The sequence below is a fragment of the Clostridium sp. D33t1_170424_F3 genome (assembly GCF_015667585.1).
Lineage (GTDB): Bacteria > Bacillota > Clostridia > Oscillospirales > Acutalibacteraceae > Anaeromassilibacillus.
The window spans coordinates 26,006-39,165 of record NZ_JADPEG010000016.1 but is presented as its reverse complement, the minus strand read 5'-3'; the positions used below and the strand labels follow the sequence as shown (position 1 = coordinate 39,165).

Below are 13,160 nucleotides of genomic sequence, written 5' to 3'. Positions count from 1 at the left end.
ATGCGTAAGGAAATCATCCGGCTGGACCGGGTCACTCAACGGGATGAGGGCGTCACACTGCTGGACGGCGTCAATCTGCACATCTTTGAGGGCGAAATCATGGGCCTGGTCTGCATCGACTCTGATGGCCAGGACGCGCTGGTCAATCTCCTGTGCGAGAATGTCCCCATCCACTACGGGTATATCTACTTTGAAGAACAGCTGGTCAACAGCTATAAATCCAGTTCCATGGAATTAAACCACGTCTCCGTCATCGAGGAGCGCAGCCGCCTGGTGGAGAGCCTGACCGTGGCGGACAACATCTTTGTCCTGCGGCGCGGGTTTAAAAAATATGTGATCGATCCGCGCGTGCTGAAATCCCAGCTCGCCCTGTTTACCGAGGACCTCGGCATCCATATTGACGCCAACGCGATTGTGGACGAGCTGTCCTCCTTTGAACGCTGCGTCACGGAGTTGCTCAAGGCGGTCGTCACCGGCGTCAAGCTGGTGGTCCTGCGGGACATCAGCAATTTCATCGGCCCGGCGGACCTGCGGCGCTTCCAGGAGCTGATCCGCCGTTACGCCGCGCAGGGGATGTCTTTCCTGTACATCTGCAACCACCACGAGGAGACATTCCGCATCTGCGACCGCGTTTCCCTGATGGAATGCGGAAAAATCCGTAAGCTGCTGCGGCGCGAGGACTTCCGCGACGACATCATTTCCCATTTCACCCTCGACTTCAGCCGGCCGGCCAACCTGCCGCAGGACTCCGACCAGCACAGCGGCATACTGAAATTCCGTCATGTCTTTACGGAACACATCCACGACATGAGCTTTACCATCGAGCAGGGGGAATGCGTCGTGTTCCTGGACGTAAACAACCTGGTCCTGACCGACCTGTTCCAGCTGATGACGGGGGACCTGTTCCCGCAAAGCGGTAAAATCCTGCTGGACGCCACCGACTGGTGTGAAAACCGGGCGAAGCTCCGCCAGCGCCTCAGCTTTATTAAAGAAAATCCGCTGCAAAGCATGCTGTTCCGCGAGATGAGCTATATCGATAACCTCTGCTTCCTGCTGGACCGCAAATCCCCGCTGCTCTGGATGAACCGCCGCTTCAAGCAGAGCATTCTGAAGGAGTACGAACCCCTGGTCGGCAAGGATATTTACGCATACGACATTACGGGGCTTTCCCCCGCCTCGCTGTACAATCTGATTTACTACCGGGTGCATCTGTACCACCCGGAGATTGTTTTCTGTATCCAGCCCTTCGCGGGCGCGGATATGTACCTGCGCCACCATCTGGTCCATCTGATCAACGAGCTGCGCGCCCGCAAGATCACTGTGGTGATCCTCGCGGTCAGCATGTCGGACAGCCTGGTTGTGGCGGACCGCCTGCTGATGCTGGAGCAGGGACATCTGCTCCGGGAATACCACAGCGGGGAATTCCATCTGCTGCGCGGGCAGTCCGCCCCGGTGGACACCGCGATTCCCTGGCTGCCCACCGGAGAGACCCCTTCGGAATCCTGAAAAACCGCCCCCAGCCGGGCGGCTTTTTTCATGGTTGGGTGGGTCATCAATTTGACTAAAACCCATTTACCTTGTTTGGATAAAAAATTCATATCGCACAAAATTTCCAAAAGAAACCCCCTATAAGACCAAACGCAGCCCCCTTATGTTCTGAAAAACCCGGTGCTATAATAAAGCCACAGAACGAGACAATGAGTAACGGGGGGCACGAAAGGAGCGGGAAAGCAACCGCACGGTTTTACCGGTCCCCTAAGAAAAGATAGGTGGATTTGATGCAGGAATACATTGTCGAACTAGAGCATATCAACAAATCCTTTCCCGGGGTCAAGGCGCTGGACGACGTCTCCTTCAACCTCAAGTCGGGCGAAGTGCTCGCCCTGCTGGGAGAGAACGGCGCAGGTAAATCGACGCTGATGAAAATCCTGAGCGGCGTTTACACGCGCGACAGCGGCGAAATGACCATCTTTGGGGAAAAGATTGACGAGCTGACGCCGAAAAAGGCACAGGCGCTCGGCATCGCGATCATTCATCAGGAACTGAACATGTGCGCGCACCTGACGGTTGCGGAGAACATGTTCCTCGGCAGGGAAAAAACGCACTCCGGTGTCCTCTCCGAGCGCGAGATGCGCCAGGAAGCCGCCCGCATCCTGGGCAGCCTGAACATCGACATCGACCCCGACACCATCGTCGGCGACCTGGCGGTCTCCAAACAGCAGATGGTGGAAATTGCAAAGGCGCTCTCCACGGACGCAAAGGTCCTGATTATGGATGAACCAACCTCGGCGCTGACCTCCAAGGAGATCGACGACCTGTTTGTAATCATCCACAAGCTGCGCGAGGCGGGACACGGTATCGTCTACATATCGCACCGGCTGGAGGAGCTGCAGCACATCGTCGACCGTGTGACCATCATGCGCGACGGCCGGTACATCACCACAATGAATTTCCAGGATACCAACATGTCGGAGATCATCGCCTACATGGTCGGCCGGGAAATCAAGGAAAAATTCCCGCGCGTGACCTGCGCCAAAGGCAAAAAGATTCTGGAGGTTAAGCACCTGAACGCGGGCCGCATGGTACGCGACGTCAGCCTGGACCTTTACGCGGGCGAGATCGTCGGCATCGCGGGCCTGATGGGCGCGGGCCGGACGGAAACCACCCGGGCGCTCTTCGGCGTCGATCCAAAGGACAGCGGCGAGATCATTCTGGACGGCCAAAAGGTCGTCATCCGCAAACCGATGGACGCCATCAAGGCGGGCATCGTGCTGGCGCCGGAGGACCGCAAAAAAGACGGCCTGTGCACCAAGCTGAGCATCCGCGACAACATCGCGCTTCCCAATCTGGATATCCTCTGCAACAAGGCGGGGGTCATCAACCGTAAAAAGGAAGCGGACATGGTGGAGAAATCCGTACAGAACCTGACCATCAAGCTTGCCGGCCCGGAGGTCGACGCAGGAAGCCTCTCCGGCGGCAACCAGCAGAAGGTCGTCGTCGCCAAGTGGCTGGCGCGAAATTCCCGCGTGGTCATCTTCGACGAGCCGACCCGCGGCATCGACGTGGCGGCCAAGGTGGAAATCTACAACCTGATGAACCAGCTCAAACAGGAGGGCATCGGCGTACTGTTCGTCTCCTCCGAAATGCCGGAAATCATGGGCATCAGCGACCGCATCCTCGTCATGTGCGACGGGCGCGTCACAGGGGAATTCCTGTCCGGCGAGGTCACGCAGAACCAGATTCTGGAATGTGCGACGAAATTTGAAAATAAGATCGGCCAGAAGGCCGGCGCATAACGAATGAGTGGGGAGAGAACACATATGGAAAACAAGACAAAACAAAACCCCTTTAAAAAGCTCCTGGCAATCCGGGGCATGGGGCAGGTCATCACCGTGGCGTGCGGCCTGATTATCCTCTGCATTGTATTCGGCGTTTTAAACCCGATTTTCTTTTCACCGCAGAACGTGGGCAACCTGCTCCGTCAGATCGCCCCGATCCTGATTATCGGCGTGGGCCAGTCCTACGTCCTGATCACCGGCAACATCGACCTTTCCATCGGTTCCGTGGTCGGCATGAGCTGCATGATCTCCGCCACACTGATGACCAAGGGCATCAATCCATGGCTCGCGGTGGGCATCACCTTCCTCTGCTGCATCCTGGTCGGCGTTCTCAACGGACAGCTGGTCGCCAAATGCAAGCTGCCCCCGTTCATCGCAACACTCGGCACCATGACCATTGCACGCGGCATCGCGCAGATCGTCAACAACAACTACAACACCGATTCCATTGGCGACGGCGCGCAGGCTTTCCGTGATTTCTTCTACTACGGCAAGTTACTCGGCATCTACAACACCATCTGGATCGCCGTCATCCTCTGGCTTCTGTTTAACTTCCTGTTAAGCAAAACCCGCACCGGCCGCCACATCTACGCCATCGGCAGCAATGTGGAAGCCTCCCGCCTCTCCGGCGTCAATGTCGTATCCAGTACCACCAAGGCCTATGTGGTCAGTTCCATCTGCGCATGCGTCGTCGGCCTGATTACCTGCGCCACCAGCGGCATGGGCACCATGGACGCCGGCAATATGTATGAGATGTACGCGGTTGCCGCATCCGTCATCGGCGGCGTATCCACCCTCGGCGGCCAGGGCATCCTGCTCGGCACCGTCATCGGCGCTTCCATCTGGGGCGTGCTCCAGAACGGCTTACAGTTTGCCGGCGCGCCGGTCGCCATCCGCAACATCGTCATTGGCATCATCGTTGTGATCTCCGTTCTGCTAGACGTGGTCGTCCGCAGCGGCAAGCCCAGAAAAAAGAAGGAAAAGAACGTTTCCGAACCCAAACCCAGTGGAGTTAAGGCGTAACGCTTTAATCATATTTAACTAGGAGGAAAGAATCATGAAATTCAGAAAAGTAACATCTCTCTTATTGTCCTGCATGCTGATGGCCGGCATGATGGCTGGCTGCGGCGGCGACGCTCCGTCCCAGGCGCCCACCGGCAACACCCCGTCCCAGACCGAGGGCCAGGCCCCCGAAAACACACCCACCGGCGCAAACCACAAGGTATACCTGATCACCATGGACCAGATGGACCAGCACTGGGTGAATGTGGACGGAGGCTGCAAAAAAGCAGTGGAAGAGCTCGGCAACGTCGATTATACCTGGCTTGCTCCGGACGTTAAGGACGACGCAAAACAGATTGAATGTGTAAATAACGCGGTTGCCGGCGGCGCGGAAGCGATCCTGTTGGCGGCGAACGGCCCCGACGCCGTCACCGCAGCATTGAAAGAAGCGGACGCCGCAGGCGTAAAGATCGTCTATGTTGACTCCGCGGCAGATTTCCCGGGCGTCCAGACCCTGGCAACCGACAACAAGGCCGCTGGCACCACCGCCGGCAAGGAAATGATCAAAGCCCTTGAGGCCGCCGGCATCACCGAAGGCAAGATCGGCATCGTAAACGTCAACGCCGCCACCGCTTCCACGGTTGCACGTGAAGAAGGCTTCCGCGCAGCGTTTGAAGGCTCCAAGTTTGAGCTGCTCGAGACCCAGTACGGCGAAGGTGACGCAGCGAAATCCAAGGATATCGCCGCGAACTACATCACCCAGGGCTGCGTTGGCATCTTCGGCGCAAACGAAGGCTCCACCGTCGGCGCGGGCAACGCCATTCAGGAAGCCGGCCAGACCGTAATCGGCGTTGGCTTCGACAAATCCGATACCATCCTGAACCTGATTAAGAACGGCTTCCTGCTCTGCACCATGGCGCAGAACCCGGACGTCATGGGTTACGAAGGCATGAAGACCGCCGTCAACGCGCTGGAAGGCAACGACGTCGGCGAAGCGACCATCGACACCGGCGTTTCCGTCATCAACAAGGATTCCCTTTAATTCCCTTTCATTTACTTAGACCTTCTTCAATCTGATAAATCTTCTTCTATTTTAATCCTCTTTCAACTTTCTTAGCATGGGGCGGCTTCTGCGGGTGCAGGGGCCGTCTTTTGCATACGGGACAAAGGAGGCAAAACCATGTATGCAATCGGCGTCGACATCGGCGGCACCAAATGCGCCGCCTGTCTGGGCGAGGTCACCGAAGGCCGCGTCCAAATCCTGTATAAATGTAAGCCGCATCCCACCGCTTCCTTCCCGCCGGAGGAAATGCTGGCCCTGCTGGCGGAGGACATCCGCTTCTGCCGGACGCAGTCCCCCCGCCCGCCGGAGGGGATCGGGATCAGCTGCGGCGGGCCGCTGGACAGCAAATCCGGGCGCATCCTCTCCCCGCCCGCTTCCCGATCCGGAACAGGCGGCATTTGCGCGGCAGTTTGGCCCGGAAGGCGCGGAAATCGCCGGGAAATTGCAGGGCGGGCTTCCGGCGATCTCACTTTCCGCGCATACGGCGCTGAACTCCGCGTTCAGCAACGACGTCGATCCCCGTCTCGTTTACGCGCAGCAGGTTTGGGGATACGCCAGAGAAGGCGACGTATTGCTGGGGATCAGTACCTCCGGCAACGCGGAAAACGTCTGCTGCGCGGCGATGGCAGCGAAGGTCCGCGGCGCAACGGTACTGGCCCTGACCGGACGGGACGGCGGCAGGCTGGCGGAGCTGGCGGACTGTTCCCTCATTGCGCCGGAACAGGAGACGTACCGGATACAGGAGGTACACCTAGCGGTGTATCATCTGCTGTGCGCCGTGGTGGAATCAGAGCTGTTCAGCTGACCGCTGAAAACGCGTTTTTCCACCTTTCTAAAAGGTGGCAGGATCAAAGGGCAGAGCCCTTTGCCGTTCTCCGCAGAGAACGGAACTCTCTTCCTGAGAAGAGCGAGTGGGAACGAGTGATATGGTCCTTTGCGGACGGCAAGTGATATGGAAAACAGCAAGCCCACCGTGGGTGAGGGAATCTCACCTGCGGTGGGCTTGTACTTTGTTTGCTTTGAGAAGCAAATAGAAATCCTATTTTCTTGCTTTGGAAAGCAAAGGGAAATTTTTCTGATTGTATGTGCAATTTTTATTGCTGATTCGCTTTTGAATAAGCGGGAGAAAACCGCTGGTTGCCCTCATGCCGGGCGGCACTTACTTTTCGTCTTGCCACAAAAGTAAGCAAAAGGACGTGCAACGTCTTTCGCGCCTCCGGCGGTAAACAGTGACAGTTTTCCGCTAATCTATTTCATGTGCGTGTCAATTGGGTTTTCCGGGGACGCGAGAGCTGGGCTCCGGGAGGGTACGACTCACGCCCCCCTACACCCCCGGTATCCCCATGTACTTAAGAGGCTCCGGGCAACCTGTGTGGTTTTCATTGCCGGCGGAGCTTTGGTCTCTTATGCTTCTTCATTTCTTTCATTTTTTAACATTTCTAGTCCCAATCTTATTAATTCCACCGTTGCTTCTGATCTTGTTTGATAACGGCGCTCGAAACGAAAATCTTCAATTTCTTTAAACATTTTATCATCAACCGATACCGAATATCTATGCTTTGACGTTGCCAAAATCATCACCTCGTTTCTAATTATACACGAGTGAACCAATGATGTAAAGAAAATCAAAAAAGCATTGACAGTGCATCAGTGAACCTGTATAATAAACATAATGATTCACTGATGCACTAGGAGGTAATTTAAATGTCTAAAGATGAAAAGCAAATTACACTACGTTTACCAAAAGAGTTGGAACAAAGACTTGAACAAGTTAGAAGCGAATCTTCTATCAATCGATCAAACAGCGATATGTATTTATATCTTATTCGCGTTGGACTGGATTCATGGGACAAAAATCGTCATATATAATGTAGCGTTTTACTATTATTTCTAACAAGCATTATATAAGGACGAATGCGAAGCCTAAAGAGGAGATAAGCCGTGCGGCTTATCTCCTCTTTCTCTACCCTTTCAGGCCGTTTGCCTGCCGTTCCATATTCTCTACGACAACGTCGTGAATATCGCCCAGAGATGCACAATATTCCAGCACCTTCCACGGCGTATTGGTATGAAAGTGAATTTTAATCAGCTCTTCATCTCCCACGGCGATCAGGCAATCCCCTTCAATATTCTGTGTGATATAATCGTGAATTGCGTCTTCGGAAAGGTTTTTTCCTTCCACCAACAACTGCGTATCAAATTTATACTCCACCATTTTTACTCCATCCTTTCAGAAATGATTATGATACTATTCTACTCGTTTGATTCCTTTTTTAATTTCTACCTTATAGAATAAAACCGAACGCCAAAGCTCCGCCGTCAATGAAAACCATATTTCCCTCCCTGAGCTATTCAGGTATACGGGGGATACCGGGGGTGAAGGGGGGCGCGAGTCGTACCCTCTCGGAGCCCAGCTCTCACGCCCCCCTTCGCGTGCTTTTGCTTACTTTTGTGGCAAGACGGACACGCAGTGTCTGACGCGCCTCCGGCGATGGTCGTTTGAAGCATCGAGCGAGGCTTTAGCCTCAAGCGAGCGTCCCCACCGGAGGTGCCGCCCGGCATGAGGGCAAACCAGCGGTTTTTTCCCGCTTTATCAAAAGCAAACAAGCAATAAAGATTGCTATTACAAATCAGAAGAATTTCCACTTGCTTTCCAAAAGCAATCGAAACCTTTATTTTAAAAAAACACCCTTGACAACGTAACAATGTTTTGTTATACTATACTCATGAAACAAAACATTGTTACGTTAGAAGGTGGATACATTGGATCTCATTTCAAAAAAAGAGCTTCTCTCGATGACGGGCATCTCCTATGGCCAGCTCTACCGCTGGAAGCGGGAACGGCTGATCCCGGAGGAATGGTTCATCAAACAGTCGTCCTACACCGGACAGGAGACCTTTTTCCCAAAAGATTTGGTGCTCCAGCGCATCAAATCCATTTTGGAGCTGAAAGACTCCTATTCTCTGGAGGAGCTGGCGCAGATGCTTTCCCCGGAGGCAACCGGCGCGTTTCTTTCCGCTAAGGCGCTGGCCGGCATGGAGGAAATCGACGCTTCCCTGCCGCCGCTGCTCGCTTCCATCTATCCGAAGGAGCAGTACACGTTCCCGGAAGTGGTGCTGTTTGCCATTTTCTCCGGGGCAATCCGCGAGCTGCGGTTATCCGCCGCGGACACGGAGGCGCTGCTCCGCCGCTGCATCCCCCTGGCTGAGGCGCTGAAAAGCATGGATATGACCTGTGTGGTTTTCACAGTGGGCGGCAGCCATCATCTGGCCCTGGTCAAAAGCAGCGCGGCGCTGCATTTTGACGGCGACGTTCAGGTGCTCGGCTCCTATCCTGTCAGCGAGCTTGCGGGACAAATCAAGCTGAAATACAACATGAAACTGGCCATCAAAGGCTGATTGAGGAGGATTTTTTTATGCAGGATATTCGTATTGACGGCGTCGGGAAAATCAACGGCGGCGAATATGGGGTTGTCCGGATCGACGGCATCGGCGAATGCACAGGCGACGTCACGGCAAAAACCATCGACATCGACGGCAAATACAAATGTCAGGGCGTTACAAAAGCGAACCTGATCGACTGCGACGGTATGGCCACCTTCAGCGGCAATGTGCAGGTCAAAACCCTGCGGGTGGACGGACTGTGCAAAATCAACAGCGGTTCCGTCGAGGCGGAGGAGGTCGACTGCGACGGTTCCATGACCGTATCCGGCCAGATTTCCGCGGACACCGTACTGGCGGACGGCCTGATTGAAGCAAAGGAAATCGTCGGCGACCGCGTTGTAATCAAGTCCCGTATCAGCAAGCTGGCGCGCCTGTTCATTAAGAATCTGTCAAAGGCAGACCTGATCGAGGCGACCACCATCGAGCTGGAGGGCGTCACCGCGCGCACCGTCAACGGCAGCGACATTACCATCGGCCCCGGCTGCCAGATTGAAACGCTGGACTGCAATGGCCGCCTGTTTATTCACAAGGATTCCACCGTGAAGACCATCACCGGCGACTACACGCTGATCGATCCGTAATCATTCCCCTTCTTTGTGGATCGTCTTTTCCCTTGCGCGGCAGAGGAACGCATAAAACGGCGCGAGGCGCTGAAAGCCCTGTGCCAGCGTTTCCCAAAGCGTATCTGAAAACAGCAGTGCAAAGTCCTTGCTGTTGTGAATCAAATCCAGATTTTTCCGGTCCAGCCATTGGCGCAGTTCCTCCGGTTGGTCCGGAAATTTGCTGCGCTTGTAGAACTCTCCTTCCAGCTGGAACTCGGTTTGCCGCTTCATCGCCTCATACACACTGGTAAATACCGGGTCCTTTTCTATTATCAGTTCCCGCGCGGCCTGCATGAGCTTTGCCGGCGCCTGATAATACCCGCAGCCATACCGGAACCCGTCCGGCGAGAATTCAAAAAAGAAGCCGGGCATGTCCGGGAACTCCTTTTTGTTGCGCTCGTAGGCACACCACATGACCTCCCGGTACAGGGATTTATCCTTTGAAAAACGGGTATCGCGGTAAATACGGGAGATGGTGCGGTCCACCTTCGGTTCCGTCACCAAAAGCGGGTCGATTTGCAGCATCACCGGCTCCAGCCGTCCGGCAAGCTCCTTCAGCGGCTCCAATACCCATTCCTGATACTGCGGCTTGTGCTCCTGATACCAGGCGCGGCTGTTCTGGATGCGGTTTTCCGCCAGAAAATCCAGCGTTTTCGGTGTAATTGGCATACGGTTTCCTCCCTGTATTTTATTCGTCGCTATGTAATAGACGCATGGCGTTTTGATTCTTCTCCTCAAAGGAAGCTTTAAATTCAACGGAAAGCCCTTCGTACAGCTGATTGATATTCGGCGTTTTTTCCTGATCTCTATCCCGGTTGACCATCAGGTAAATCCGGTCAATCAACGCCGCCAGCTTTTTCTGGGTTTCCTCGCTGCTCATGAGAAAAATCGTGCGGAGCTGTTCAAAATCTTCCAGCAGCACACGGTACGCAAACGAACGGTTTCCTGTTTCCTGATCCTTTTGCATCCCCAGTATGCGGACAGAACTCAGCTGACGCCGGTTGCAGGCGTCCATTTTATCCAAAAGATCGTAGGCAAGACCTATATCATGCGGGTGAAATTGTATTCCGCAATACGGACAACTCAGATTCCCCTGTTCCAGTTCGTGCATCTGGAATGTGCCAATATCTCCGCATGTTAAACATCTTAGCTCAATTTGCATGGAAAGTCCCTCCTTTATATCCTTTTTTTACCAGTATATCATATCCAACATAAAAAGTCGAACAAACAAAGATTTGTTCGACTTTTTATGTTGTTGGGACATACGGAAAAGTTTTCTCAATTTTATAAATATATGCTGCCAATTGATATCATCCGAAAAACACAATAACCACCCAAAAAAATGTTTTATGTTCTTTTTGTACATTAGCATATATTATAAAATATAAATTGAATCTTTAAAATTTTTACTTAAATTGTTTAACAATTTTACATTATACATTTATTTTCACGGTTTGCTTTGATAGAATATAAGCGTCGATCGGAAAAGCGGGTACAGCGAACGCAAAAACTGATATTGGTTCCGTTGTACCCTTCATCTTTTCAATCAAGGAGGAGGGAGGGCCGTACAGTTTCCTTGGATGGAAGAATATGATTATTGAAAAGGAAAGGAGAACAAACATGAAAACAACATGGCAAAAGTGGACGGCAGGTTTGCTGTCCGCCCTGCTGGTTCTGGGAGCCGCCTGCTCTGTTCCCAGCGTTTCCGCCGCAGCGGCGGAAACCAACGCGGATGGAACGGCTGCCGCAGAGAAAGCCCGGGCTTCCGGCGAACAGACGGTCAACATGAACCTGACCGCCCCGGAAACCGTGGCTGCCGGCAGCAGCTTTGACGTGAAGCTTGCAATCGACGGCTTGGACAAGCTGGATGCATCGATTTACGTCATGCAAATGAACCTGACCTACCCGGAGGGGCTGACCTGCGCGGAGGTTACGCCGGGAGAGAAGATCGCCGGAACTCTGACGTCCGGTATCCACAACGACCAGCTTAAAACCACCGTGGTATACGACAGCGACGCGCTCGACGGCATGCCGAAGGATGCGGACACAGTCTTCACCGCAACCTTCAAGGCGGACGAAGCGATGGAGGAGGGCGACTATACCATCGAGATGGGCGGCGTCATGCTCTACAACGCGGACTTTGACGAAATTGTCGGCGTTCTGCAAAATGCCGCCGTACATGTGGGACATCAGGTCGCACCGGAAAAAGCCGACCTCACCGTAACGTTCAACGCGCCGGCCGCACAGCTGTGGATTGGCGGCGAAGAACAGCGGCTTGCAAACCTGATCGGTTCCTACCAGCAGAAGGACGTCGAAAACGGCGCGGACCTGGCGTTTGATTTTGTCCCCACCGTGGAAGGCAGAACCTTCCGTTCCGTAGCAATCAACGGCGGCGAGCCGGTCCTCATCGGCGACGACGCCTATACCTATACAGGCAGCATGGATACCCTGAACCCGACGCTGGGCTTTGTCTTTGAAACCGTCAATAAAACGACGCTGGGCGCCGTGATCGATTACGCGCAGGAGCGCATCGACGCAGGCGACACAGAAGACCTTGTCCCAACCGTTAAAAAGAAGTTTGATCAAGCATTTGAAACCGCAGGGAAGGTTTATGACAATCCGGAGGCCACACAGGCGGAAATCGACGACGCATGGAGCGAGCTCATGCACATGATCCACATGCTCTCCTTTGTGTCTGGCGACAAGACCGCCCTGGAGGGCCTGATCGAGACAGCCCTCACCCTGGACGAAAACGACTACCTCACCTCCGCGTGGAGCGACTTTGAAACCGCTCTTGCCGAGGCGCAGGAAGTCGTAGCGGACGACGACGCGCTGAAAAACGACATCGAGAACGCATATGAATCGCTTTACGATGCCATGATCGCGCTGTTGGAATCCAACCGCGCGGACCGCGCCGAACTGGATGAAGTGATCGCACAGGCGGAAGCCATCGATCTGGACGAATATCTGGACGCCGGCCAGGAAGCCTTTAATGAGGCGTTGGAGCAGGCAAAAGCCATCGGCCCGAACGCAACCCAGAAGGAAGTTGACAAAGCGGCGAACGCATTGGGCGAAGCGCTTGCAAATCTGCGCAAAAAGCCGGACCGTGCGGAACTGGAAGACCTTCTCGCACGGATGCAGGCCAAAAACCTGAGCAGCTACACAGCTTCCAGCGCGGCGAAATATACCGCGGCGGCGAACGGCCTGGCAGCAGCGCTGGCGAACCCGGACGCAACGCCGGAAGAACTGGCGGCAGCAGAAGACGCGGCGCTCCTGGCGGAGAAAAACCTTGAGAACAAACCGCACAACAGCTCCAAGGGCACCTCTTCCGGCAGCTCCGGAACATCCCGTAAGCCTGCCAACGCATATGGCGAAGGCGGAACCGCTGTCGTCAGCCCCGTTGTTAACGCGGCACAGGCCGTTGTGGAAAAAGCCTTTGTGCGCAGCGATACCACCCTTCCGTTTACCCTGATCCGTGGCAGCGCTTACTGCTTCAAGATGACGGTTGTGAACGGCGAAAATCTGACCCCGAAATTTACCGTCGGCAACGGCAGCGTACTCAAAACGCAGTTTATTGCCAAGATCGGCAACGATTATTACTACCGCGTCTATGCCATCGGCACACCGGGACAGAGCACCGGCGTGTATACCACGATGCCCGGCGAGAACGCGCAGCAGCACTGTATAGTTACCATCGGTTGATGCTTCTCA

The 13,160-nt window shown here is 54.3% G+C and carries 15 protein-coding genes; 10 read left to right on the top strand and 5 right to left on the bottom strand.

The window, feature by feature from the left end; genetic code table 11:
* The 4 genes from I4V53_RS11150 to I4V53_RS11135 all read left to right on the top strand — a co-directional run bounded on the left by I4V53_RS11150 (window position 1) and on the right by I4V53_RS11135 (window position 5,382).
* Entirely contained in the window at window positions 1-1,506 is a 1,506-nt protein-coding gene (locus I4V53_RS11150; RefSeq protein WP_195985773.1) for an ATP-binding cassette domain-containing protein, read from the top strand.
* 272 nt (window positions 1,507-1,778) lie between these two features.
* Complete coding sequence (locus I4V53_RS11145; RefSeq protein WP_195985772.1) at window positions 1,779-3,296, top strand: sugar ABC transporter ATP-binding protein; 1,518 nt, start codon at window positions 1,779-1,781, stop codon at window positions 3,294-3,296.
* Window positions 3,297-3,320: 24 nt separating this feature from the next.
* Complete coding sequence (locus I4V53_RS11140; protein WP_195985771.1) at window positions 3,321-4,361, top strand: ABC transporter permease; 1,041 nt, start codon at window positions 3,321-3,323, stop codon at window positions 4,359-4,361.
* A 34-nt stretch (window positions 4,362-4,395) separates the two neighbouring features.
* A complete protein-coding gene (locus I4V53_RS11135; RefSeq protein WP_195985770.1) occupies window positions 4,396-5,382 on the top strand; it encodes an ABC transporter substrate-binding protein in 987 nt (328 codons plus the stop codon).
* A 71-nt stretch (window positions 5,383-5,453) separates the two neighbouring features.
* Here the strand turns inward: I4V53_RS11135 and I4V53_RS14035 are convergent, their stop codons facing one another.
* Entirely contained in the window at window positions 5,454-5,762 is a 309-nt protein-coding gene (locus tag I4V53_RS14035) for a hypothetical protein (RefSeq protein ID WP_286167126.1), read from the bottom strand.
* 71 nt (window positions 5,763-5,833) lie between these two features.
* On the opposite strand from I4V53_RS14035, the gene I4V53_RS14030 reads away from it, so the two are divergent.
* Together I4V53_RS14030 and I4V53_RS11125 are read left to right on the top strand one after the other, a co-directional pair.
* Window positions 5,834-6,208, top strand: a complete 375-nt coding sequence (locus tag I4V53_RS14030; protein WP_353616517.1) for a D-sedoheptulose-7-phosphate isomerase — start codon at window positions 5,834-5,836, stop codon at window positions 6,206-6,208.
* Between the two features lie 147 nt (window positions 6,209-6,355).
* Window positions 6,356-6,589: a hypothetical protein gene (locus tag I4V53_RS11125; protein WP_195985768.1), complete on the top strand. Its 234-nt coding sequence runs from the start codon at window positions 6,356-6,358 to the stop codon at window positions 6,587-6,589.
* Window positions 6,590-6,807: 218 nt separating this feature from the next.
* Here I4V53_RS11125 and I4V53_RS11120 read toward each other — a convergent pair whose 3' ends face one another.
* Entirely contained in the window at window positions 6,808-6,981 is a 174-nt protein-coding gene (locus tag I4V53_RS11120; protein ID WP_286167122.1) for a ribbon-helix-helix domain-containing protein, read from the bottom strand.
* Between the two features lie 126 nt (window positions 6,982-7,107).
* On the opposite strand from I4V53_RS11120, the gene I4V53_RS11115 reads away from it, so the two are divergent.
* Window positions 7,108-7,272: a hypothetical protein gene (locus tag I4V53_RS11115; RefSeq protein WP_195985766.1), complete on the top strand. Its 165-nt coding sequence runs from the start codon at window positions 7,108-7,110 to the stop codon at window positions 7,270-7,272.
* Window positions 7,273-7,366: 94 nt separating this feature from the next.
* Here the strand turns inward: I4V53_RS11115 and I4V53_RS11110 are convergent, their stop codons facing one another.
* Window positions 7,367-7,618, bottom strand: a complete 252-nt coding sequence (locus tag I4V53_RS11110) for a fatty acid kinase subunit FakA-related protein (protein WP_195985765.1) — start codon at window positions 7,616-7,618, stop codon at window positions 7,367-7,369.
* Between the two features lie 581 nt (window positions 7,619-8,199).
* On the opposite strand from I4V53_RS11110, the gene I4V53_RS11105 reads away from it, so the two are divergent.
* Both I4V53_RS11105 and I4V53_RS11100 read left to right on the top strand, forming a co-directional pair.
* Entirely contained in the window at window positions 8,200-8,802 is a 603-nt protein-coding gene (locus I4V53_RS11105; protein ID WP_502709367.1) for a DUF4004 family protein, read from the top strand.
* 17 nt (window positions 8,803-8,819) lie between these two features.
* Window positions 8,820-9,428 carry a hypothetical protein gene (locus I4V53_RS11100; protein ID WP_195985763.1) on the top strand — a complete coding sequence of 203 codons (609 nt, stop codon included), beginning with the start codon at window positions 8,820-8,822 and terminating at the stop codon, window positions 9,426-9,428.
* On the opposite strand, the gene I4V53_RS11095 is transcribed toward I4V53_RS11100, so the two are convergent.
* Together I4V53_RS11095 and I4V53_RS11090 are read right to left on the bottom strand one after the other, a co-directional pair.
* Complete coding sequence (locus I4V53_RS11095; RefSeq protein WP_195985762.1) at window positions 9,429-10,118, bottom strand: DUF2461 domain-containing protein; 690 nt, start codon at window positions 10,116-10,118, stop codon at window positions 9,429-9,431.
* A gap of 19 nt (window positions 10,119-10,137) precedes the next feature.
* On the bottom strand, window positions 10,138-10,611 hold the full coding sequence (locus I4V53_RS11090) for a hypothetical protein (protein ID WP_195985761.1): 474 nt from the start codon (window positions 10,609-10,611) through the stop codon (window positions 10,138-10,140).
* Window positions 10,612-11,069: 458 nt separating this feature from the next.
* On the opposite strand from I4V53_RS11090, the gene I4V53_RS11085 reads away from it, so the two are divergent.
* Window positions 11,070-13,151, top strand: coding sequence for an FIVAR domain-containing protein (locus tag I4V53_RS11085; protein ID WP_195985760.1), 2,082 nt, complete (start codon window positions 11,070-11,072; stop codon window positions 13,149-13,151).
* Window positions 13,152-13,160 lie beyond the last annotated feature (9 nt).

Coding starts and splice junctions, on each gene's coding strand:
- I4V53_RS11105 (WP_502709367.1), top strand. CDS start 8,200: ATGACGGGCATCTCCTATGGCCAGCTCTACCGCTGGAAGCGGGAACGG.
- I4V53_RS11085 (WP_195985760.1), top strand. CDS start 11,070: ATGAAAACAACATGGCAAAAGTGGACGGCAGGTTTGCTGTCCGCCCTG.
- I4V53_RS11095 (WP_195985762.1), bottom strand. CDS start 10,118: ATGCCAATTACACCGAAAACGCTGGATTTTCTGGCGGAAAACCGCATC.
- I4V53_RS11100 (WP_195985763.1), top strand. CDS start 8,820: ATGCAGGATATTCGTATTGACGGCGTCGGGAAAATCAACGGCGGCGAA.
- I4V53_RS11120 (WP_286167122.1), bottom strand. CDS start 6,981: ATGATTTTGGCAACGTCAAAGCATAGATATTCGGTATCGGTTGATGAT.
- I4V53_RS11090 (WP_195985761.1), bottom strand. CDS start 10,611: ATGCAAATTGAGCTAAGATGTTTAACATGCGGAGATATTGGCACATTC.
- I4V53_RS11140 (WP_195985771.1), top strand. CDS start 3,321: ATGGAAAACAAGACAAAACAAAACCCCTTTAAAAAGCTCCTGGCAATC.
- I4V53_RS14035 (WP_286167126.1), bottom strand. CDS start 5,762: ATGCGCCCGGATTTGCTGTCCAGCGGCCCGCCGCAGCTGATCCCGATC.
- I4V53_RS11115 (WP_195985766.1), top strand. CDS start 7,108: ATGTCTAAAGATGAAAAGCAAATTACACTACGTTTACCAAAAGAGTTG.
- I4V53_RS11150 (WP_195985773.1), top strand. CDS start 1: ATGCGTAAGGAAATCATCCGGCTGGACCGGGTCACTCAACGGGATGAG.
- I4V53_RS11125 (WP_195985768.1), top strand. CDS start 6,356: ATGGAAAACAGCAAGCCCACCGTGGGTGAGGGAATCTCACCTGCGGTG.
- I4V53_RS11110 (WP_195985765.1), bottom strand. CDS start 7,618: ATGGTGGAGTATAAATTTGATACGCAGTTGTTGGTGGAAGGAAAAAAC.
- I4V53_RS11135 (WP_195985770.1), top strand. CDS start 4,396: ATGAAATTCAGAAAAGTAACATCTCTCTTATTGTCCTGCATGCTGATG.
- I4V53_RS11145 (WP_195985772.1), top strand. CDS start 1,779: ATGCAGGAATACATTGTCGAACTAGAGCATATCAACAAATCCTTTCCC.